The sequence below is a fragment of the Fibrivirga algicola genome (assembly GCF_011742925.1).
In the GTDB taxonomy this organism is placed as follows: domain Bacteria; phylum Bacteroidota; class Bacteroidia; order Cytophagales; family Spirosomataceae; genus Fibrella; species Fibrella algicola.
This window is the reverse complement of sequence record NZ_WAEL01000001.1, coordinates 245,070-266,627: the sequence shown is the minus strand read 5'-3', so window position 1 is coordinate 266,627 and position 21,558 is coordinate 245,070. Positions and strand designations below refer to the sequence as shown.

At 54.3% G+C, this 21,558-nt stretch carries 12 protein-coding genes; all 12 read right to left on the bottom strand.

Annotated elements, in window-relative coordinates; genetic code table 11:
* Positions 1–42: 42 nt before the first annotated feature.
* The 12 genes from F7231_RS01045 to F7231_RS00990 all read right to left on the bottom strand — a co-directional run bounded on the left by F7231_RS01045 (position 43) and on the right by F7231_RS00990 (position 21,544).
* A complete protein-coding gene (locus tag F7231_RS01045; protein WP_166690598.1) occupies positions 43–1,707 on the bottom strand; it encodes a ribulokinase in 1,665 nt (554 codons plus the stop codon).
* A gap of 297 nt (positions 1,708–2,004) precedes the next feature.
* Positions 2,005–2,982, bottom strand: a complete 978-nt coding sequence (locus tag F7231_RS01040; protein WP_166690597.1) for an arabinan endo-1,5-alpha-L-arabinosidase — start codon at positions 2,980–2,982, stop codon at positions 2,005–2,007.
* Positions 2,983–3,231: 249 nt separating this feature from the next.
* On the bottom strand, positions 3,232–5,238 hold the full coding sequence (locus F7231_RS01035) for an alpha-L-arabinofuranosidase family protein (RefSeq protein ID WP_166690596.1): 2,007 nt from the start codon (positions 5,236–5,238) through the stop codon (positions 3,232–3,234).
* A 72-nt stretch (positions 5,239–5,310) separates the two neighbouring features.
* Complete coding sequence (locus tag F7231_RS01030) at positions 5,311–6,786, bottom strand: arabinan endo-1,5-alpha-L-arabinosidase (RefSeq protein ID WP_166690595.1); 1,476 nt, start codon at positions 6,784–6,786, stop codon at positions 5,311–5,313.
* Positions 6,787–6,999: 213 nt separating this feature from the next.
* Positions 7,000–7,671, bottom strand: a complete 672-nt coding sequence (locus tag F7231_RS01025; protein ID WP_085410453.1) for a DUF3823 domain-containing protein — start codon at positions 7,669–7,671, stop codon at positions 7,000–7,002.
* Positions 7,672–7,680: 9 nt separating this feature from the next.
* Positions 7,681–9,522 (bottom strand): RagB/SusD family nutrient uptake outer membrane protein, encoded by a 1,842-nt coding sequence (locus F7231_RS01020; RefSeq protein ID WP_085410454.1) that lies wholly within the window; start codon positions 9,520–9,522, stop codon positions 7,681–7,683.
* Positions 9,523–9,543: 21 nt separating this feature from the next.
* The gene (locus F7231_RS01015; RefSeq protein ID WP_085410455.1) at positions 9,544–12,768 is read right to left on the bottom strand and encodes a SusC/RagA family TonB-linked outer membrane protein; all 3,225 of its coding nucleotides are present in this window, start codon (positions 12,766–12,768) and stop codon (positions 9,544–9,546) included.
* A gap of 427 nt (positions 12,769–13,195) precedes the next feature.
* Positions 13,196–13,909 carry an NUDIX hydrolase gene (locus F7231_RS01010; RefSeq protein WP_085410456.1) on the bottom strand — a complete coding sequence of 238 codons (714 nt, stop codon included), beginning with the start codon at positions 13,907–13,909 and terminating at the stop codon, positions 13,196–13,198.
* 150 nt (positions 13,910–14,059) lie between these two features.
* The gene (locus F7231_RS01005) at positions 14,060–14,407 is read right to left on the bottom strand and encodes a cupin domain-containing protein (protein ID WP_085410457.1); all 348 of its coding nucleotides are present in this window, start codon (positions 14,405–14,407) and stop codon (positions 14,060–14,062) included.
* 136 nt (positions 14,408–14,543) lie between these two features.
* Positions 14,544–16,046, bottom strand: coding sequence for a RagB/SusD family nutrient uptake outer membrane protein (locus F7231_RS01000; protein ID WP_166690594.1), 1,503 nt, complete (start codon positions 16,044–16,046; stop codon positions 14,544–14,546).
* Positions 16,047–16,059: 13 nt separating this feature from the next.
* Complete coding sequence (locus F7231_RS00995; RefSeq protein ID WP_166690593.1) at positions 16,060–19,245, bottom strand: SusC/RagA family TonB-linked outer membrane protein; 3,186 nt, start codon at positions 19,243–19,245, stop codon at positions 16,060–16,062.
* A gap of 361 nt (positions 19,246–19,606) precedes the next feature.
* On the bottom strand, positions 19,607–21,544 hold the full coding sequence (locus F7231_RS00990; protein ID WP_166690592.1) for a DUF3857 domain-containing protein: 1,938 nt from the start codon (positions 21,542–21,544) through the stop codon (positions 19,607–19,609).
* Between the last annotated feature and the right edge of the window lie 14 nt (positions 21,545–21,558).

The window sequence follows — 21,558 nt, the reverse complement described above, 5'->3', positions numbered from 1 at the left end:
AAAAATAGTGTATTGTGTACGTAACACAGGCTTCAGCCTGTATTACATCACCTCGGCCACTGCCTGCCGGGCAGGTACGTTCTCGACGAACGCGCCGAGAGTCAGGTATTTCTGGTAGAGGGTCTCATAGATCGCTACCTTGTCGGGACGGGGGGCGTAAGAGGCATCGAACCCGGAACCCATCGCCTGTTGCGCTTCCGATAGCGTTGGATGAACGCCCGCCGCTACAGCCGCGCACATAGCCGCGCCAAGGGCACAGGCCTGATCAGACTGCGCCACCTGAATGGGCTTGTTCAGCACGTCGGCCAAGGTTTGCATCACAAATGGCGACTTCTTGGCGACACCACCGATAGCAATTACTTTTTTGATTTGAACCCCTTCCTGAATGAACCGGTCGACAATGCTGCGCGAACCAAAGGCCGTGGCTTCGACCAGCGCCTTGAACACCTGTGCGGCATCTGTACCTAAATTCAGACCCGAAATAGCGGCTTTCAGCGTGTGGTTGGCATCCGGCGTGCGGCGACCGTTGATCCAGTCGAGGGCGATGATATCGTTTGGTGTAACGGGCAGCTGAGCGGCCTGATCTGACAGGTGCGGAATTAGTTTGCTCATCATCGTGTTGGCGGCTTCGTCACCCAGCAGATCGCGTACCGGCCCCGTCAGCAGGCGGGCAAACCAGGCGTAGAGATCACCGAAGGCTGATTGACCGGCTTCCATACCCAGCATACTCGGTGCCACCGACCCATCGACCTGACCGCAGATGCCCCGGATCAGGCGGTGTCCGATCTCTTCGTTCGGCGCCATCAGAATATCACAGGTCGATGTACCCATGATGCGGACGAACGTGTAGGGCTCAATTTCAGCCCCGACAGCGCCCATGTGTGCATCGAAGGCACCCACGCCAATGACCACGTCGGTCGACAAGCCCAGCTTGTCAGCCCATTCAGCCGAGAGGTTACCCATGGCTTCGTCGGCAGTATAGGTATCGGTAAACAGGCGATCGCGCAGACCGGCCAGTAGGGGGTCCAGTTTGGTTAAGAATTCATCGGAAGGTAACCCATCAAATTCACTATGCCACAACGCTTTGTGCCCCGCCGCACACCGCGACCGGCGCAGTGTCAGCGGATCGGTATTGCCTGTCAATACGGCCGATGCCCAGTCGCAGTGCTCAACCCACGAGAACGCGTGTTCACGTACTTGTTCATCAACGCGCAGAGTCCGCAGCATCTTGGCCCAATACCATTCCGACGAGTAAATACCGCCAACGTACTTGGTGTAGTCGGTATCCCAGTGGTGGGCCAGGTTATTGATCTCTTCGGCTTCGGCGTTGGCCGTATGGTCTTTCCAGAGAATGAACATGCCATTGGGGTTGCCTTCAAAATCGGGACGTAACGCCAGCGGCAAACCGGTTTTGTCGACCGCAACGGGCGTCGAACCGGTTGTATCGACGGAGATGCCGACTACCTGCGAACGTACCTCGGCGGGCGCCTGCGCTAATGCACCTTTGATGCTTGCCTCCAACCCTTCAAGGTAATCAAGAGGATGCTGACGGAACTGCGATTGGGCAGGATTGCAATATAAACCCTGTTTCCAGCGCACGTATTCATGCACGTGTGTGCCCACGGCCTGCCCGGTATGTGCATCCACCAGCAACGCCCGCACGGAGTCGGTGCCGAAATCGACGCCAATAACATACTGACTTTTCATAGTATTTTATTCGTTCTGAACGAGTTAAGGGTAAGTTTCTTCGACACTGTGTGATTAAGTGCATGTTGCTTCGCGCGCCAGACCTTTCCACAGACCCGGCGCGCGAAGCAACTATACAGCAAGCCTCAATCTGCTACAACGCGAAACACGGCACGCTTCAAAGAAGTCCGGTTACCCTTCTAACCCAACCGTGTAACCCGTACATGATTCAGGGTAAAAGCAGTCATCGAACCAGGAAACTCTTAAAAGTGTCAATTTGACACAATATTACTATCGTTCATTTTAACTTTAGCCGGGTTACTTCAATTTTTCCTCCAAAACAGGCCATCCTTTTCGGAAGGACAGTTCTCTGAACGCCAGTTTCGACCGGCCCTTATCTTCAGCATCGTAGTAATGAATCGATACGATATTCCTGCCTCCTTCGCGGAGCAGGCCCACGTGCCCGGGTCCGATATACCGGCCATCGGTGCGCAGTACAATGGTGCCACCGCCAGCCGTCAGATCGCGCCCCGTTTGGTCGAGGAACGGCCCCATCGGGTTTTCCGAACGGCCAACCACAATGTAGTATGTGCTGTTGAGCCCCTTGCAGCATAGCCCGTTGTTCACGAACAAGTAATAGTATTTCCCTTCCTTCACCAGCGTTGCCGCCTCCCAGTCTGACTCACGGCCGCCGGCCACCCGCTTAATGTCGGTTTTGAGTTTGCCGGTCGTTGTGTCTACCTCAGCTGCACCGATGCCTCCGTGGAAAGAGCCGTAAACGAAGTAGACCCGCCCATCGGTGTCGCGCATCAGGCCGGGGTCAATGGCGTTAAAATCAGCTCGCACCTTTGACTTCACCACCATGCCCTGATCCTCCCATTTGTAAGTCGGCGACTGCGGATCGAGCGTGGGTGACGTGGCCACACCAATAGCCGAGGTGGGCGCTCCAAACGACGAGCAGGAATAATAGAGGTAGTATTTCCCGTTCATCCGGATACAGTCGGGTGCCCAGAAATGACCTTTGAAATTCGTAACGGTCGAATCAATCCATTTAGGCCACGTACCCCGCTCAAAGATGGACTTTTCCACGTTCCAGGTCTTCAGGTCGGGCGAGCTAACGGCTTGTATGCCGTTCCCGGTAGCGAAATACCAGTACTTGCTATTCTCTTTCTGAATAGTGCTGGGGTCATGGGTGGTGATCCCCGTTCCCGACGTAGGGCCCGGCCCCTGTGCAAAGCTGGGTACGCCTGCGGCCAGGGTCATGAGCAGTGCAACGGTAGCTATTTTGTTGAACATGGGGTATTTTGGGTTTATCGTTTGTTGTTCGAGACGGTCCGCCGCCGCGGTTTGTGGTTGCTTCGCGCTCTAGGTTGCTGACGCGGGGCGAGTGACAACGGAGTAAGCGGTAACTATGGCTTAGGAGAGTTTGCAGTTGCTTTGCACTGTAGGTTACTGACGTGGAGCCCTTCGACTAGGCGTGCCCGCGTCAGTAGCCTACAGCGCGAAGCAGCCACAGACGTCAAACAATAAACCTCGAACCCGGTATTACATCATCGCCTTGATTCGCACGACTGAGAACGACTTGGGGGCCAGCGTCATCGTTACGTATTTCTTCTTCGTATCAACGGAAATCGGCTGTTCGACCGGGCTGACGTTGGTCGCGTTCTCAAAGGAATTGACCGCATTCAGGTTGTCATTTTTCAACAGGAAAAGCTTGCCGGTTGGGTCCAGTTTCTTCGTGCCGTCGAGCTGAATCTGACGTACCTGCACCTTGTCCGACACGTTGGCTACTTTCAGGATGATCTCGCCCGCCGCTTTGTCCCAGGCGGCCGAAGCATAGAGGCTATCCTGACCAGCCAGCGGCTCGTTGTTCTGCGTCATGGTTAGCACATGCGTGCCTTTGTTGACCGAATAAAGCTTCTGCACGTAATAGTTGGGCGTTCCGTACACCCGCAGGTTATCAACCCAGATCAGGTCGGGCGTCCACTGCCAGGCGTCGGCGTTGGCGAAGAGCGGGGCGTAGGAGGCCATCTGTACCACAGCAGCGTTCCGCTCCAGGCCGGTCATGAAGGCTGCTTCGTTCAGGGCGCAGAGCCAGTTATTCTTGTTGTTCACGCTCACCGTTTTGTCGCTTTGGGCGGCCCATTCGCCCGCAAACACTTTCGAGCCGTTGCGTGGGTACGTGTCGTAGCGCTTCACGTTTTGCAGGAACCACTCGGGCCGACGGTAGTAATGCTCGTCGATCAGATCGGCGTTCATGGCGCGGAGTTTCCCGTTCAGGAAGTCGAATCGTTCACCGTCGGGATCGGTGCCGGAGCTGCACACCAGCCGCATATTAGGGTATTTCGCTTTGATGGCTTTCTGGAAAATGGCTAGTCGCTCGATGTACTGCGGGCCCCAATTTTCGTTACCTACACCCAGCACTTTCAGGTTAAACGGCTTTGGGTGACCCAGATCGGCCCGCACCTTACCCCACTTGGTAGTCACATCAGCATTGGCAAATTCAATCAGGTCGATGGCGTCCTGCACGTATGGGTCGAGCTGATCCAGCGGTACCAGCTCGGCGGTATTGAACTGACAGGCCATACCACAGTTCAGGATCGGCAGTGGCTCGGCGCCGATGTCTTCACAGAGCTGGAAATATTCAAGAAAGCCCAGCCCAAATGTCTGGAAATAGTCGGGCGTGGGGCGGTGGCCAAACTCAAAATTCCAGCGGTTAATGACCAGCTGGCGATCTTCGGGTGCACCCAGCGTTTTCTTCCACTGGTAGCGTTGCGTGAGGTCATGCCCTTCCACGATACAGCCACCGGGAAAACGCACAAAACCAGGCTTCATATCGGCCAGCATCTGCACCATATCGGCCCGCATTCCGCCGGGGCGACCTTTCCAGGTATCTTCCGGGAAAAGCGAAATCATGTCGAGATCGACCACGCCGGTGCCTTCAAACCAGACTTTTAGCTTGCCTTTCGGCTCGGTGGCACTTGATTTAAAGCTGATCTGTTGTTTGTGCCATTGCCCGTCCGTTTTTTCGGGGGTCAACGTACCTGAGCCAATCGGTTGGCCTTTGGCATCGAGCAGGTCGGCGTGTAGTTTTACGTTACCCGATTGCACCCGGTACATCAGGGCGAAATCGTAACGCAGACCGTTCTTGATACCCATGCCCCGGAAGCCTTCATTGATCAGTTCCAGATCGCCGGCATTAGCCGAATTGGCACTTACCCGGATGTAGCGCGGGTTATTGCTTTGCGACTCCGACGACGTACCTGACTCGGCCCGGTTCTGCACCAGAATGTCGCCTTCCGTGCGCTTTTTACCCCGCACAGTCCAGCCCATCAGTGGCTTAAAAAACTCGAATGAGCGGTTCTTAACCAGTTCAGCATAAATCCCCCCGTCGGCCCCGAAGTTGATATCTTCAAAGAAAACGCCCCACATGGTAGGCTGAATATCGGCAACAGGTTGGTTGACATTAACCCGGACAACCGGGGCAGGTTGTGCCTGCGCAAAGCTGGCAGCGGCGAGCAACAGACTCACCGTTTTGGTAATTACATTCATACTATGTGATTCGATGGATTAATCAATTCGTTCTGGCAGGCTTTGTATCAACCCGACTATCGGGTAGGTACGTTACTTCTTTTTCCCCCACACGGCGGTGCCTTTGTTGTTGAGGCCGGTAAAAATGACCGTCGCTTTTTTGTTTTCCCAATCGCGGCCTTTCTGCACCAGTACCTGATCGGTCAGCCCGTCGCTCCAGGTGATACTAAGCCAGGGAGCAGCATAGGTCCACTTGCTGGCGGCATCGGCGTTCACCGTGCCATTGGCATTAAGCTTAAGGACTACCGACTGTTGAAAATCGGGCGATGTTTGTTCTCTGTCGTAACCCGGCACAATGCGATAACCCAGCGAAATAGCCTCCCAATCGCCCGACAAATCAGTTTGGGCCACCAATGCTTCGTCTTCACCAGCGTAACGTTCGGGCGAAACCACCGGCCAGCCATCGGGCGTCCAGAATAGCTTGCGAACGTGCAGGTGCATAAAGTATTTGTCGAACCCCGGCCGCCCCTGATGCGCCATGAAAAACTGGCCGTCTTTGGCAAACACCGAGCAGTGCGATACACCCTGCCAGCCACTATGCCCGCTAAACTGGTAAGGTGCCAGAATCATGGGGCCGTGGTCGATGTCGAGGTTCAGGTCTTTACCGTCGAAATCGTAGAACGGGCCGGTGGGGCTGTCACTGCGCCCAACCCGCACGTTGTATTTGGTGTCGATCCAGTCGTAGGCAATAAACAGAAAGTACTTTTTCAGCGTCGGGTGGTAAATGATCTCCGGCCCCTCAATATTGCCGTTGTAGCGGCCACTGGTAAAGCCCCGGTTGGCAATACGCCTGCCCTTGTCGCCGGTGGTCAGCGCCATCCCTGTTGCGGGGTTGAGTGGCAGGGTGTAGATACCGTCGTAGCCCGAGCCGTAGTGCATCCAGTGTTCGCCCGACGCGGTAACAATCACCGTGGGATCAATGGCGTTGGTTTGCGGGTTGCTCTGGCAGGTCGAACTCACCACAATGCCTTTATCGACCCAGGGACCTTCGGGGTTAGTGGCCGTGGCCAGGCCAATGGCGCTGAGTTTGCACTGGTCAGACGAGAGTGAGTAGTAGAGCCGCAGTTCGCTACCTACCTGCATGATGTATGGGGCCCAGATGCCTTCGTTGGGTTTGCCGTTGTTGAGCCGGATGAAGTTGGCCGCCGGAATCGGTAAGCCTGCGTTGAACACCCAGCCCACAAACGTCCACTCGATCAGGTCCTTCGATTTCCGGATCTGAATGCCCGGCCGCACGCTCGTTCCGTAAGCAACATCGGTATTGTAGCAGTAATAGTAATCGCCAATTTTCAGAATAGAGGGGTCGTGTACGTTGTAGCTTCCCCAGCGCTGGTAGTTGCTAAACGGAGCCACATTGGCATAATTATCCGTGATGGAATTGAGGTCAAAGGCGGGCGGCGGGCTACCCACGGGCACAACAGGTACGCTGCTGGCTGTGCCGGTGTCCTGTTTGCATGATACCATGAGCAGCCATAGCGCAAACGTACCCAGCAGTTTGTAAATAGGCATCCGTGTGACCGGGGTTGACTAGTGAAGATTGGGTGGCGCGGCGCCATACCACAGGTTGCACGGACGAACAGATACGTCTACTTCACCGCGATGAAACTACTTGCGCCCGACTCTCTTTTCGGCGTTGGTCCGGCCAGAACAGTAACAAACCGGGCAACTAACCACAACTGATCAGTTACCCGGTTTGCCTGCATCTCTATTCGTCCTGGCTACTTACTGCGTTATTTTCTGTACTGGGGCGTACAGCAGTTCAGCTACACCAACTGTTTTCACGCCAATGCGGGCGTAAAAATAAGCCCGGCTCGAAACCGCCGTTGGTAGCGCCAGCGACAGGGCCAACGGCTTGCTCAGATCGGCCAGGGCCGTTCCGGTCAAGTTCACCGAGCCAACGTTATTGGTAGCGTCAACAAACTGCGTAGTGCCCACATACATCGTTACCCGTTCGATAGCCCGACCCGCTGTTGCCTGAGCCACCGTACAGGAGCCCGTCAGGTTGGTACCGCTCCGCTGCACAGTTGGATTCCGAATTACGAAGTAGGGCTGCACGGGTACATCGATTGTGGCAGAGCCACGTACCTGTACAGCAATTGTATCGGTGTTGTCGACCCAGGGGCCATTACCGCGCAACCGCACCAGTTTGTAGTCGCCGTCGAACAGGACAGCCGAGAACGTACCATCCTGCCCTACCAGCAGGGGAATTTTCGTAAACAGCTGGTAGCCACGCTGCCAAAGTTCGAGCTGAACACCGTTGGTGCGAACGCCCACTGGCTGGTTCTCATAAATAACGCGGCCTGTCAGTGTCGACTTGGGGGGCTCGAAGTTATCTTTCTGGCAGCTCGTCATCAGGATCGTACCCGCCAATAGGCTAAAAAGAATTGCTTTCATGATTGGTTCTTACTGAAAAGGATTGCGAACGATCTTCGGATTATTATTGATAACAGCCTGGTCGATAGACGAATAGTAGTTACCAAACTGGAACAGGCGCGGCGCACGGAAACGGGGAGCCACCAACTTTACGAAGATGTATTTACCGTCTTGCGGGCTACCCGGACGCACTACGCGGTAGGGATACAGCGCCGACATGACGGCGTTGGGGTTGCTTGCGCTGCCATTCCAGATCTCGTGGGCAATACGCCACCGTTTCACGTCCCACACGCGGTGGTCTTCAAACGCCAACTCTACCCGACGCTCGTTTTGCAACCGCGCCAGCGTAAGGGTCTTGAGGCTATTGGCCGGGAAACCAGCCCGCTCACGTACCTGATTTACGTAGGTGAGGGCCGTGGCTGTCTGACCCAGTTCGAAGGCAGCCTCCGAGGCGTTGAGCAGCACTTCACCCAGACGGAAACGGATCCACCACATGTCGCTCCGGATACCACGCGTGCTCGACAGGGCGGCGGGATCAATGTATTTCCGTAGGTAAAAACCTGAGTTCGACACTTCCGTCTGTGACCGCTGTGGTCCCGAGCTACCTGTTAGCAATTTGCCATCGGTGTAGTTTGAACCCAGCGTGTTGCCTTCCACAAACTGGTAGGTTGTGCCATTCCAAACGGCTACGCCTGCCTGAATCTGTACTTCCTGCCCCTTAAAGGTGGTACCGGGGTAAATGACCGTTCCATATAAGCGGGCATCTTTATTGGCAAACGGACCGCTGAGATTATCGTAGTAGATATAATCTTTATCATCGGCCGTGCGCGTTTTCAGTTCACCCGACGAACCGTCCAGGTATTCGTAGGCTTCCACCAGGTTCAGGACAGGCGTTACGTTCGACGACGACAGGTTATCTTCCCGGATGTTGCGGGCGATGTTGTCGTAACTGAATGAGTGCCGCTTGTCTTTCGCCGTCAGGAAATCCTTGGCCATAATCACCTCGGCGTTGTTCAGCTTTTTGGTGATCGCATCAAAGAAATTTTCGCCCAGATTAGGGTTCACGCGGTAGAGTGAATACGGACCGGCAATAACTTCCTTGGCTGCATCGAGCGCCTTGGTGTAGTATTCGGTTGCCCGGTTGGCCGGAATACCAACCTCACCACCCGGTGTTTGAATCGGTGCGCCCAGCAGGTTGTTATACTTGGCAATTGACCCTGCATACAGCATCGCCCGGCTTTTCAGTGCCATCGCCGTGTAGCGGTTGGCGCGGGTGTTGCTGCCTGTATTACCCAAGTCATTCTTGATCGCATCGAGTTCACTAGCCACAAAATCGTACACTTCCGATTCTTTGTTGCGAGGGAACTGGATCGACGACGGATCACCGCTAAAGTCGTAGATGAGTTGCTTGGTGATGATCGGCACACCGCCCATCCGCTTCACCAACTCAAAATACATGTAGGCCCGCAGGAACCGGAACTCAGCCGAAAACTGTGCCTTTTGGGCCGTGTTTAGCGCGGTGCTTTTAGATTCGATGTTTTCTAGCGCCAGGTTGATGTCCCTGATCAAACCGTAGTCCCACAGGCGCCACCGATCAAAACCATAGTTAATGATGTTGTTGGGGCCGTCGTTATTTCCCGACCACATGGCTTCATCATAGGCCGCAAACTGATCCCAGCCGATATCGATCTGCGTGTGGGCAGGCAGCCGGTCGTAATAGTTGGCCAGCAGGCTCGTTATCAGCTTGGGGTCATTCCAAACCTGACTTTCAAGGATGATGTTTGGTGGCTGACGTTCCAGAAAGTCTTCCTGGCAAGCGGTCGAGCTAAGCGCCAGTAAACTGATTGTCAGAATTTTATGAAAACGATTCATTGTTATAGTCGTTTTTGGCGATTAGAAACTGAGTGCAAAACCGGCGTTATACAACCGTTGTGGTGGATACACCAGGGCACCGTTTGATGAAATTTCGGGATCTACTTCAATCGACTTCAGATTGTCGAACGAAACCAGGTTCGTACCGTTTACATACACCCGCATAGCCGTTACACCCAGTTTGCTCAGGAATAGCTTAGGGATGTTATAGCCAATCTCGAGGTTACGCAGGCGCAGGTACTGCACGTTGGTTACCCAGAAGTCAGAGCGGCGGCTGTAGTTCACGTGGCTTGGGCTGTCTTTCCGAACGGCTGGGTACGTGCCCTCAATCCAGGGGCTATCCGCATTGAACGGATCGGCGCGGTGCCAGCGATCTTCCAGAATATAAGCTGGTGATGTACCGTTATTTTGGAACGGGATTTTCTGCTCTACCTCGCGGCGGAACGTCTGCAACCCGGCACCCACTACATCGACGCGCAGCGAGAAGCCCCGGTAGCCTAGTGTACCGTTGAATGCGTAGTTGCCGTAGGGTGTCGCGCCTTCTGCATAACCGATCGGGCGCTCGTCGAGAGCAGTGATCAGGCCGTCGCCGTTGACATCTTTATAGATAAAGTCGCCGGGCAGTTGCGTACGGTTACCCTGTCCGTCATTGTCCACTTTGTAATCGTCGATCTGCTGCTGCGACTGGAACCGGCCTTCGACCTGGTAGCCCCAGTTGATGCTCGACCAGCGATCAACGGCTGAGTTGCGGTACTGATCCCATGAGTTACCAAACCGTGGCTTGTAAATCTCCAGGCTGCGCAACCGGGCCAGTGTCGCGTTTACACCAACGGTATACGTAAACTCACCGGCTTTGCCTGAGTAGCTCAAGGCACCTTCAATACCCCGAATAGCATCGGAGTTCAGGTTGGCGTTAGGCAGCGTGTAGCCCACTTCGCTTGGCAGGAGTACGTCATACTGCGCCGCTGGCAGACCCGTCCGTTTCCGCTCAAACACATCGAACTGACCCGTGAGTTTGCCATTGAAGAGACCGAAATCAACACCGATGTTGGTTGACACGTTGTTAACCCATGAAAGCGTGGTGATTGGTAAACCCCGTGGGCGAACACCAATTACGTATCCTCCGTTGAAAATGGCACTGCCTTGCAAAAAGTCGTAACCAGGCAGGTAGCTGTATGGCGGTACAATAAAGTTGTTGTTGATCAGGTCACTACCTGTACGACCGTAGCTGGCCCGCAGTTTCAGCTCGCTGACAATTTTGCCTACGCCACTGTTCTTGAAGAAGTCTTCTTCCGAAGCTCGCCAGCCCACTGAGGCACCAGGGAAGAAACCATACCGACGACCCGGAGCAAACAGGAACGACCCATCATACCGACCCAGCGCTTCAACCAGATACCGCTGTTTGTAGTTGTAATTGACCCGGCCAATGTAGCCCGCCCGTGCCGTTACGTTCCACTCGTCGAGCAGGTAGTCCTGGTTGGCGAATGACATCAGTGGGATATAGTTGTTGGGCGGCACTGTGTGCACGATCATGTACTTATTGTCGGTGTCATAGCGCTCGTAAGCCAGCACCGTCGACAAACCATGATCGCCAAACTGCTTATTATAGGTTGCCTGCAACTGCCCGAACCGATCGGCGATATTCCGCTTCCGGCGTTCACGCCAGGGGTTCTGGTTACCACCACCCGGCACTACATTATAGGTGTCGGTTTTGGCATCGTAGGTATAGGCGTCATAGGTATACTCGAAGCCGTCAAAATCAAAGTTGGTGAAGTTGTACGAATACGTTCCTTTAATAGCCAGGCCAAAATCGAAATCGTATTGCGCTGTAAAGTTGGCCTTCACCGCCCGCCATAGTTCGCTGATCGTACCGGTGATCTCCTTCTTATAGGTAGCCGGGTTTACGTTTACGTTGTGCGTCTGGTTAATGTAGTTCGGGTTATCGTTGGCGTAGGGCCGCTCGGTTGGCCACATCGAGAAGATACTCAGGAACGGGTTGAAGTAATCATCCAGGCCCGGTACACCCGTCTGGAAACGATTCTCGAAACGGCCGCTGATCTGCGTACCAATCCGAAGCTTCTTGCTCAGACCCGCCTCAACGTTCGCCTGAAAGTTGCTCCGTTTGAAATTGTAGTCTTCAATGAGGGCATCCTGGTTCAGGTGGCTGGCCGATACGTAGTACGACACGTTGTCTGACCCGCCCGACACGCTACCGTTCAGGTACGATTGGGGTACGTTGGGCCGCATCACCATGCTGTAATAGTCAAAGCTCTGATACCCTTTCTCGGTACCTACCCGCCACTTTTCCAGTTCGGCCGGCGTAATGCTCGACGCAATGCCCCGGTTCTGATCCGACTCGGCTAGACCCCGTACGTGCTGATACGCGTTGGCCGGTTTTGGGTACCGCGTGAAGTTCTGCAGACCATAGTAACCCGACAGGCTAACAACGGGCTTCTGACCGGCTTTACCTTTTTTGGTAGTTACCAGTACAACGCCGTTGGCAGCACGCAGGCCATAAATAGCTGCCGAACCATCTTTCAGAATCGATATATTCTCGATATCATTGATGCCCAGGTTATTGAATTGTCCTTCATCAGCAACGATGTTGTCAATTACATAAAGTGGCGTACCCATGTTCCGGATCTGGATGCCTGTACCGTTACCGGGGCGAGCATCGCCCTGACGGGCAGTGATACCCGGAACCCGGCCAACCAGTGCACTCGACGTAGCTACGGCGGGGGTTCGGAGGATCTCTTCCGATCTAACGGCAGCTACCGAACCGGTTACCGTTCCGCGCGACTGCGTACCATAACCTACTACCACCACCTCGTCGAGCGCCTGCTCATCAGCGAGCAGCCGAACGCTGAGGCGAGTCTGACTACCAACTGTAATCTCCTGCGATTTGTAGCCGACAAACGAAACAACCAGGACCGTAGTTGGCCCGGGTACGTTGATCGAAAACTGGCCATTCGCATCAGTGGTAGCGCCTTTCGTGCTGCCTTTGATAACCACGTTTACGCCAGGAAGTCCTTCGCCTTTGTCGTCTGTTACGGTTCCCGAAACTTGCACATCGGCCTTAACGCCAACGAAGCTGTTACCGGCACTTACCCGTACGCCCGGCGTTGTAAGTAGCCGATCCGCCCCGGGCGCAGCAATGGCTATGTCAAGTGTTACGCTGAGCGCAATTGGAAGCAATGCATGCTTGACTACCGCACACATCCGCTCAGTCTGTACTGGTCTTCTCATAATCCAGAGGGTTTTATTCGGATGAAAGAAACAGATGAGGGTGAAAAAAATGTAGCTGCTCTTAACTGGAAGCTATATTAATCTTATCAATTTAATTCTACTATTCAAAGCTAAAATGCAAGGATATTAAAAGCTAATTAATGATAAAATTTAGTCATTATTGGTAAATAGTTAATCTGTTTTTAGAACTATTCACTTATCCATTAGTGATCTACTCAGTAAATTGACTGTATTTTGCCTATTAATCCTTTTTTATTGCGCACCTACTTGCCAACGCAACAGGGTAGGTAACTGAGTGAACAGGTGGTCAAAAAAAGCTCAGTCTGGTCAGGAGATAATTACTTCAGTAGTAGCTGACTACAGCGACATAGCGGCGCACCGCGCTCAGCCTCCTTCGGGCAAGCGAATGAGATAGGATGACAGGTGCTCATTGAGCCGTGAGTTCGGCTAGTTCGGGCAGGAAGGTATAGTAGCCGTCGAGGTACTTCTGGTATTTCTCGGTGTTGAGGGTATAAAGCTGCGCCTTCTTGGTTACCGAATTGGTGTCTTTTTCGCCGGTGCTCAAAAGCAGGTCAGTAGCCATAATCTTACGACTAAAATTACGCCGGTCGAGTTGGGTATTGTAGATGGCTTCGTATAGCTTTTGCAATTGGGGTACCGTAAACTTCTCGGGCAGCAATTCAAATCCGATCGGATGCAGTGCCGCCTTGTACCGCAGCCGTTGCAGGGCAGCAATCACCATCTGGTCGTGGTCAAAAATGAGCGGGGGCTTGTTGTCGAGGCTGATCCACGACGCATTGTGGGCCTGAATGGCCGACACGTCCTGATCGGCAATATTCACCAGCGAATAATACACTACCGAGATCGTTCGTTCAACGGGGTCTCGGTGTACGGTGCCAAAAGTTTGTAGCTGTTCGAGGTAGTTGTTGTGCAGCCCCGTGAGGTTGTAGAGAATACGGCTGGCCGCATGCTCCAGGTCTTCCCCTTCGTTCAAGAAGCCACCCATCAGCGACCAGTTGCCAAACTGAGGCTCGAAATTCCGCTTGATCAGCAACAGCTTCAGCGTTTCTCCATCGAATCCGAAGATGATACAGTCCAGGGCGACAAGAATACGGGTGTTGTGCTGGTACGCTGATGACATGAAAGGGGGTGATGAATTAACACATGAAAGAAAACTTGCCTCGCGCTGTGTTGCTGACGACGGGGTTTCTGACCAGGCGTCACCGATAGGCTTAGCGTCAGCAACACAGCGCGAAGCAATATAAATCGTCAAAGAAACAACGTACCCAGCCTATGATACAAAGTCCTCCCGCATGGGTGTAAACACATCGACCAGCATGCCGGCTTCGTGGCAAACGGCGCCGTGAAGCACGTTGGGGGGAATATAATAGGCATCGCCAGCCTTCAGCACACGCTCTTCGTTGCCGATGGTGATGGCAAAGGCACCACTTTTTACGTAGCTGATCTGGGTGTGGTAATGCTGGTGCATGGCCCCTACCCCGCCCTGCTCAAAATCGACAACGACCAGCATGAGGTTGGCGTCGTAGGTCAGAATTTTGCGGCGCACGCCCTCGCCCACAGTTTCCCAGGCAATGGCCTCGGCATCAACAAATTGTTGCTCAAACGGAAAGGCACTCATCAGCTGGCTGGAATAAGGTTTATAAAAAAAGTCATTCACTGGAAGTCGATACGCACGCATTGTAAAAGCAATATTATGCGATTAACAGCGAAGGAGCACCAACGACCAATGAATGACCGGGTAACTAATTATATGTTTAATAGCCCGGATTCTGCGTATACAGACCTGGCTTGGCGTCTAACTCAGCCTGTGGAACCGGATAGAGAATGTAGTTTTTCTGGAACGGCTGCATCTGCTTCTGGGTGTCTTCCTTCGCAATCCAGCTAGTGATAATCGACTCGATTTGTCCGCTCCGCACCAGATCGTGCCAGCGCGACCCCTCACCGATCAGCTCTTTGCGGCGCTCCTGTAGTAACTGCGTCAGCGTGACACCCGTCACGGTTGGTAAACCGGCACGCACACGTACCTGATTCACAATCGCGTCGACCTCTGCCTGCGTACCGCCCGTGGCGCCACGCAAAATGCACTCGGCCTTAAGCAGCAGAATATCGGTGTACCGATACACAATGAAGTTGATGGGCCAGTCGGAACGGTTGTTGGTTGGCACCCGGGTCAGGTCAACGTATTTTTTTATGAAGGGCCGGGTTTCGGCCACGCCGTTGAACGTGTATCCACTTTGGACGGCAAACGCTTTTCGCACGTCGGCGGCGTCATACGAATTCACCAGATCGAGTGCCGCCGGACGGATGGTCAACCCACCCTGTACGGCTTTTCCGTTGGCCTGAAACCAGGTATCGGGTACCAGCACCCACGGGAACGTAGCGCCCACCAGCGGGTTCAGGCCGTTGGCATACTGCACGTCGAAAATCACCTCCGAGTTGTTCTCATTCGTGTACGAAAACACGTTGGCGTACGATGGAACCAGCGAAAACTTGCCGCTGGCGATTATTTCGTTCAGCAACGCCAGTGCCTGCGGCCACTCGTTTACACCCAGTCCCGGTCCTTCAATGTCGTAGGTAGGGCCCGAGCGGGTCATGTGCACCAGCGCCAGGGCGGCTTTAGCGGCAAACCGCGTAGCACGGCCCCGGTCGGCCACGGCGTAGGTTTCGGGCAGGTTGGTCGCGGCAAATGTCAGGTCGGCAATAATCTGTGCGTATACATCCTTAACGGGGCTGCGCGGAATGGCCGTGGCTTCGTTGGCCGTTACGGGACGGTCAATGATGGGCACCTTGCCAAAGAAGCGGACCAGATCGAAGTAAAAGAACGCACGCAGAAACTTGGCCTCAGCCTCTAACCGGGTACGCAGATTGGCATCAGTGATGACCTTGCCGTTTTTCTGCAATTGCTCTAGCAGCGTGTTGGCCCGGAATATCCCGTTGAAATTAGTCGACCAGGCTTCCGACACGTAGGGGTTACCCGCAATACTTTTCTGGAAGCTGTTGATGCCTTCCCAATCCCGCACGCCACCATCAGACACGGCGTACAGGTTGTCGGAGCGTGTTTCTGACAGGTTCAGCTGCCGGTCTGGATATCCCCGCAACGAACTGTAAACGGCATTACTCGCCTGTAGAAAGTCATTCGTCTGCGAATAAAACGTTGATGTTGTGGCCGCAGAAATAGGAATTTGGGTAAGGTCTTCGGTGCAGGATGTCAGCACCAGCATGGTAAGCGCCGCAACGGCGATTGATCTAGTTTTCATGAGTTTGGGCTGATTAGAATGTGACATTTAAACCGACAACAAGCGAACGGGGCAGTGGTAGTCCGCCGTAATCCCCCGCTTCGGGGTACTGCGAATTACCGCTCAGGTCAGTGTTGGTAGCTTCCGGGTTAAAGCCGCCTTTGTACTTGTCGAAGCCAAAGAAGTTTTCGGCCGTTACATACAGACGGGCACCCTGCAATCGAGGCGTTTTTACGAACGTTTTGAGGTCATACCCCAGGGTGATGTTTCGAACCCGCACGTAATCAGACGAATACAGCCAGTCGGTATTTTTGATCCGGCCAAATGTCGAGTACGCTTTACCCACAATGCCTGCGCCTGGGTTGGCCGCCGAGAACCAGCGATCGCGGTACGTACCCAGTGCATTATCCGTTGATCCCTGACCGGTACGGCCCAGCGCCCGGCCCAGCAGCGAGTAAATAGAACCGCCATTCTGGCCCTGCACCAGTACCGTCAGGTCGAAGCCTTTGTAGCGGACACTGTTGGTGATACCCCAGACAAAATCAGGGTTTGGCTTACCCACAATCATGCGGTCGTTGGCGTCGATCACGCCATCGTTGTTGGCGTCGAAGTACTTGGGATCACCCACCGTTTGGGTGCCAAACAGGGCTGCTTTGCCATCAATATCCGCCTGCGACAGGATGCCCACCTGCTTCACCACATAGATGCTGTACATCGGTTCGCCAATACGCAGCAGCGAGTGCGAAATATCGAACGCCGACGGAATCAGAATCTGGTTTTGTCCTTCAGCCAGCGCCACCACTTTGTTGTCGTAGTGGCTCAGGTTCAGCGAGGTATTCCATTTCACGGCACCCGTTGTGTTGCGGCTGCTTACTTCAATTTCCCAACCCCGGTTGCGAACGCTGCCCGCGTTGCTCAGGTACGAGGCAAAACCCGTAGCACCCGGCAGGGGTACGTTCAGCAGCAGGCCTTTATTCAGTTTGTTGTACACGTCGAAGGTCAGCGACAGGCGGTTGTTCAACAGGCTGGCATCAAAACCAAAGTCAACCGTTTCCGATGTTTCCCAGGTCAAATCGGGGTTGGTTACCCCACCCGGTGCCTGCCCAATGGCATTTACTCCGTTGAAGGTGTAGTTGGCCGTTGTCAGCGTGGGCAGGGTGCTGTAATCACCAATGTTGTAGTTACCCGCCGTACCGAAGCTGGCCCGGAGTTTCAGGTCGTTGATCGGCTTGATGCCTTTCATGAAGGACTCTTCCGAAATGCGCCAGCCAATCGAGGCTGATGGAAACAGGCCCCAGCGCGTGTTGGCCCCGAAGCGAGACGAACCGTCGCGGCGTAAGCTGGCCGACAGCAGGTACTTGTCAGCGTAGTTGTACTGCGCCCGACCGAAATACGAGATCAGGACGTTTTGCGATTCGGTGGTGTTGCCCGTCACGGCATTGGCTGCGTTCAGCGTGGTGATCACATTGCTACTGAAACCGCCGTTCGAGTTAAGCGTAGCCGTTTCCACCTTGAGCGAGTTGTACGAATAACCACCCAGCAGCGAAATATTGTGTTTATCGCCAATGGCCTTGGCATACGATAAGGTGTTTTCGTTGACGAACGTCCGTTTCCGATAGGTGTTGTAGTTGCCGCTGGTCAACGTCGTGAGCTGCGCCAGGCGGGTTGCCAGGTTGCTGGCAATGGCATACGGATTGTACGATTTCGCCGAGTTATCGGTGTTGTCGAGGTTCAGCGACGTCCGGAACGACAGGCCAGGCAGAATCTGGTAATCGGCAAATACCGAGCCGAGGGTACGGAACCGCTTGGTTTCACCAATTGCGTATTGCAGTTTACCGATCGGGCTGTTGGTCGACGTGCTCCACCGGTACTGCCCGTTATTACCCACGTTGGGGTATACGCCCATGGTATCTTCCTGCACCGGACTCATGCTCACCAGTTGGTGCAGAATATTGTCTTTGCCTTCCACACCCGGATCGTTATTGACCGAGTAAGTTGGGGCCAGATTCAGGCCCAGTTTCAGTTTGTTACTCGCATTCACTTCCACATTGGCCCGTGCCGAATAAGCAGTGTAGTTGGTGTTGATCACCATGCCCTGCTGATTCACGAAATTGCCCGACACGAAGTAGTTCACCCGGTCGTTACCGCCACTCGCCGACAGTTGGTGGTTCTGCACGCCGCCTCTGCGGAACGCCTGCTCTTGCCAGTCGATGTAGTTCAGACCCGGATGGCCCGGCAAAGCCCAGCGGTCGTCGGTCATAAAGGTAGTGTTCACCTGACCCACCGGCAGGCCCAGAATAACCCGGCGCTGTTCGTTGGTTTGCGAGGCCGACCGACCTGCTGCTGAGGCTACCCACTGCGCGTTGATCATTTCGGTAGCCCGGTCAACCCATTCCTGGGCGCTGAGCATATCCAGTTTACGGCTGCGCTCCATGAATCCGCCGTACGTATTCAGCGAGATCGTCGCCCGACCCGACTTACCGCGTTTGGTGGTCACCAGCACGACGCCGTTGGCCGCCCGCGAGCCATAAATAGCCGCCGAAGCCGCATCTTTCAGGACCTGAATCGACTCAATATCGTTCGGGTTGATGTTGTCGAGGGGGTTACCTTGCGCAAAGTTACCGGCCGTATTCGGCGCAGCCGTTGCCAACGGGAAGCCATCGATGACGTAAAGTGGTTCATTACCGGCTGTAATTGAGCCGCTACCACGTACCTGCACACTGAAGCCTTTCCCCAACGCACCGCTGGTTTGCTTCACCTGCACACCCGCCATCTGGCCAACCAACGCCTGGTCGACACGGAGTATGGGGCGTTGATCAATCGTCTTCACGTCAAACGAGGCTACCGCGCCGGTTACGTCGGCTTTTTTGGCCGTACCGTAACCGATCACAACCACCTCGCTCAGCGACCGGTCATCGGCATCCAGCTTAACCGACACCGTTGTCTGGTTGGTAACCACAACTTCTTTCGACGTATAGCCGATCGATGAGAAGGTCAGCGTTGCTGGCTTTGCGCTGTTAATACGCAGGCTGAACTCCCCTTTTGCATCGGTCACGGCACCGTTTGTCGTTCCTTTCTGAACTACGTTCACGCCGGGTAGCGCTTCGTTATTGTCGGCGGCGGTCACAACACCAGTGATCGTTTGAGCCATTGCTCCTGCGCCCATCAGTACTATACTGACAAGCAGAAATAGCCTGGTTAGGAAATTATACGTTCGCATAGTAGAGTGTATTTAAACAACATAGGATTGTATTAAATTTATACATGTCACTTGGGGTCGGCAAAAATGAAAAAACTACCTGCATAGGCCATCCTGTACTCACCTGAGTAGGCTGGTCCCGGTAGGGCGCATCCATGTTGCTCTATGAATTAATTTTTTCTAGCGAACTACCTAGAAAAGACTCCCCACCAGGTACTGCGCTCGCCATCAGACTGAAAATGGGCATAAAAAAAGTGGTCTGTGTCTGCACACAAACCACCTTAGAGAGATCTCAAGAAACAATATCGACTAGTTTGACAAGCACCACACTACCAGCCTCCCAAGGGGTTGTTGCTGGTTTCTGTAGCTAGCCATCCACTGATTATTTCGGGGCGGGCATTGCAACTTCGCGCCGGATTAAAACCAGTTGGGCCCGGTCGGCTTTGGCTACCTTTTTTCTAAAATCAGCGTAGTCAGTATAGGCAGTGGCCGGGAAGTTGCCCCGATGCATGCGTAACCGGCGAACGTAAACCACCTTGTCGCCGCTTACCTCGGCGCGGGCGCTATAGCTCCCAAACGGCGACTCGATGAGTTGAGGCGCCAGCGCAAATTCGGGCGTGTAGCCGGTGGGCAGCGTATAGGTTATGGTGTCCGTATCCAAGTAGTCCTGCGTATAGGTCAGCACAACCGGGAGTTTGCGGGGTTTTGTCAGTACGGGGGCGGTACCGATCGCAGAGAGCGGATTCAAGGGCAAAAACAACCGGGAACCACTGGGCGACGCCCACCGCCGCGACAACACCGACAGTGTCTCGGTAACAACCGGAATACGCTCTTTTTTTTCGGTAAAGCCAAAATCGGTCAGTTCAAACGAAGGCAGTTTTATTGTTTTGGTGAGCCATTCGCGCTGCTGATCGCGGTTTCGGCCGTGAAGCACCCCCACATACGGCTCTTGTTGCAGCCCCGTGTAATTGGTTCGAATGGTCGCCGTGGCGCCGCCGTCGGGCAGAAGCGTGACCGAAGCAGTACGTTGCTGCCGGTTATTATCGGGGCTATAGGCGGGTGTTTTCACCAGTTTACCCCCTTCGGGCGTCACCAGCAGCACATGACGGTTACCCGTAAAATCACCCAGATACCCCAGCGGACTATGCTGACTGGTACATTCCAGCCAAAGCGTATCCCGATCGACGGGCACGCACAGAAAAACGTGGTTGAACTGAAAACCAGGCAGGTCAGTCCGGATATCAGGGGCATCGTCACCCGCTTTTACGAGTGCCTCGACAGACGGCACACCAACGGCTTTCAGTAACGCCTTGGTGTAATTGGTCAGCGCCTTACAATCGCCGTAATGCGTCTGGGCCACGCGACTTGCTTCAATGGTTTGCCAGCCGCCAATGCCCAACTGAATGCTGATGTACCGGGCCTGACTTTGCAGGTAGGCATAGACGCTGCCCACCTTACCGGCCACCGTTTTTTCATTGGCTACCAGTTGCCGCACCTGCTGCTGAACCGCCTCCGGCAACACATCACGGCCTTTGTTGAGCTGGTAATAAAACGCACCTACATCTTTCCAGGTGTCAAAACGGCCGGTATAATCTTGTACGTCAAACTGACTGGGTGCCGTATACACGGTAGGCACCTGCTCGGACAGAGGTGGCGACAGGGGTTCCATTTCCAGGGCCCGCAACGTATCGAGGTACCAGGTGTAGGCCACGCCATTGGTTTGCCCGCTTCCGCCCGCCCGATTAACGGCGTTGGGTACGTTGCTTTCTTTGTAGCGCAGGCTAATTCCCGCCGGAATTTCGATGTGGAACTGGCTCCGGACAACCGACAGCCGCTGATCGTCCTGCGGTTGCCAAATGGGGTAAAACATCAGGTTGCGCGTACTCACCTCATACCGGAATTCGACCGTGTAAGGGTAGTCCAGCTGCCGCGAGAACTCAGCCAGTTTAAAGCGGGTGTCATCCTGAAAATCGTCGGAATAAGACCGGTCGGCAATCTCGGCACGTTTGAGGCGTTTCACCTGCTTGCCCGCCGCGTCAAAAATGGCGCCTTCAATGTCGACCACTTTCGAGAACTTATCATAATACACCGCCAGCCGCGCCTTATCCTCGGCCTGTTCGTTCAGGATCGTGATTACCTGACGTACCTGGCGAGTAGCTTCACCTGGCGATTTAACCACATACCGGAGGTCATCGAGCCGCAGCACGGCGTCGGCGTTTTCCAGCATGGCGGCTGGAATGGCGCTCACCGCCCAGTTTTCAGACTGTGCCCGGCTACTCAGCGAAGCCAGCAGTAAACCAATGGTAATAATTGTTTTCATGCCCGTTCAGGAAC

Excerpts from the sequence above, each read along its gene's own strand:
- F7231_RS01040 (WP_166690597.1), bottom strand. The coding sequence starts at position 2,982 with ATGTTCAACAAAATAGCTACCGTTGCACTGCTCATGACCCTGGCCGCA.
- F7231_RS01025 (WP_085410453.1), bottom strand. The coding sequence starts at position 7,671 with ATGAAAGCAATTCTTTTTAGCCTATTGGCGGGTACGATCCTGATGACG.
- F7231_RS01030 (WP_166690595.1), bottom strand. The coding sequence starts at position 6,786 with ATGCCTATTTACAAACTGCTGGGTACGTTTGCGCTATGGCTGCTCATG.
- F7231_RS01010 (WP_085410456.1), bottom strand. The coding sequence starts at position 13,909 with ATGTCATCAGCGTACCAGCACAACACCCGTATTCTTGTCGCCCTGGAC.
- F7231_RS00995 (WP_166690593.1), bottom strand. The coding sequence starts at position 19,245 with ATGCGAACGTATAATTTCCTAACCAGGCTATTTCTGCTTGTCAGTATA.
- F7231_RS01045 (WP_166690598.1), bottom strand. The coding sequence starts at position 1,707 with ATGAAAAGTCAGTATGTTATTGGCGTCGATTTCGGCACCGACTCCGTG.
- F7231_RS01020 (WP_085410454.1), bottom strand. The coding sequence starts at position 9,522 with ATGAATCGTTTTCATAAAATTCTGACAATCAGTTTACTGGCGCTTAGC.
- F7231_RS01035 (WP_166690596.1), bottom strand. The coding sequence starts at position 5,238 with ATGAATGTAATTACCAAAACGGTGAGTCTGTTGCTCGCCGCTGCCAGC.
- F7231_RS01005 (WP_085410457.1), bottom strand. The coding sequence starts at position 14,407 with ATGAGTGCCTTTCCGTTTGAGCAACAATTTGTTGATGCCGAGGCCATT.
- F7231_RS01000 (WP_166690594.1), bottom strand. The coding sequence starts at position 16,046 with ATGAAAACTAGATCAATCGCCGTTGCGGCGCTTACCATGCTGGTGCTG.
- F7231_RS01015 (WP_085410455.1), bottom strand. The coding sequence starts at position 12,768 with ATGAGAAGACCAGTACAGACTGAGCGGATGTGTGCGGTAGTCAAGCAT.
- F7231_RS00990 (WP_166690592.1), bottom strand. The coding sequence starts at position 21,544 with ATGAAAACAATTATTACCATTGGTTTACTGCTGGCTTCGCTGAGTAGC.